We start from the raw sequence: 1,278 nt of genomic DNA, 5'->3' as shown, positions 1-1,278 counted from the left end.
ATAGGAGGCGTTGATGACACTGAACTCGTCTATATCCAGAACCATAAGGGCGGCGGCATGGTCTTCAGCAGATGACGGCAGGATGCTGATCAGCTGAGAAACCTGTTTCTCGAAGTCATGGCGGTGCATACACCCCGTCAGGGCATCGTGGGTTGCCTGAAAATTGAGCTTCCGGTAAACATCTTCAACGATGCTGAACAGGCTTTGGTCGAGGAATGGGACGTCTCCGCTCTCAACCAGCCAGGCTTCGCCTTCAGCGAGTTTCTGCACAAACTCGGGAAACCCGTAACTGACCTCGCTCATGCCTTTGGGCGAAAGAAAAACAAACCTGAGTGAATCCTCGCTGCCCCACACCAGCCGCAACCGGCGGGTCTCGCCGGTATCCAGACGAACCTCAACCCAGTCGCCTACGGAAATCTCCTTTGCCCTTGAGGCCCAACGACTGTCTTCAAGCTCCGGTGGCAGCGGGGCCGGCGCTTCATCGGCGTCACCGTACTCATCAACCCATGTGGTTTCTGCTTCCCCGTTGCCCTCGAGAATTCCGGATAGCTCGTCAATAACCGGCCTTACGCGCGAGACTTCCCCGGCGGTCTTCAGCTCCCGCTCGATGAACTGCAGCATGACGCTGCTCTCCAGCTCCCGTTCAAATGCCAGCTCTTCGGAGGTGTCGGCAGGCGAAAGCCAGGCCTGGAGCTGTGCAACCACATCAAACAGTTCCTCACAATGCCGGCTTTCCGGACCTTCTCTCAGCATGGTCAGGACGATCAACTGCTCCCAGCCCGCCTGAAGAATGCGGATCAGAATCTTCGGAACCTGTCTGTTGCTCAAGAGCGAGTTCAGCCTCTGCCTTGCCTCCTTGCGGGTAAGGCGCAGGCGCTCCTTGCCCTCCAGGGTTTTTGCCAGCCGTTCCGAGTTGCGGTGAAACGATTGGTCCTGACGCTCGACAAGCTGTTTCAGGCGTTCGCCCAGGCTTCCCATCAGGTCCGGATCCGATACCTCGATCTCTGTCAGCTCCTCGACGATATCGGCAACCGTTGCTTCCAGCTTCTTGCTTGAGGCTCTCTCGGCAAGACAGATGTGCATCAGGTTATTGATGATATCCCGGGCCGGGTGGTCGCCGGCATTCAGAAAATCCGGTGTTTCAACCAGCGTTTCGAATACGGGTAGTCGAAGCTTTTGCAGTTGGTGGCGAAGCGAGCCCGAGAGTTCATCGTGGGTTTTCAGAGGCTCGAACAGTCGGTCCACCAGATTGGCCTTCTCAACGGCCGTGTGATCCAG

1 protein-coding gene is annotated in these 1,278 nt (G+C 57.0%); it reads right to left on the bottom strand.

Annotated elements, in window-relative coordinates; all coding sequences use genetic code 11:
• Positions 1-1,278 (bottom strand): DUF1631 family protein (locus tag B2W52_RS03470; protein ID WP_286801301.1); only part of this gene is annotated, 1,278 nt, incomplete at both ends.

Source organism: Marinobacter sp. UBA2498, assembly GCF_002341575.1.
GTDB classification, from domain to species: domain Bacteria; phylum Pseudomonadota; class Gammaproteobacteria; order Pseudomonadales; family Oleiphilaceae; genus Marinobacter; species Marinobacter manganoxydans.
Note: the sequence above shows the minus strand (reverse complement) of the source record. Positions and strands in the feature narration are given on the sequence as shown.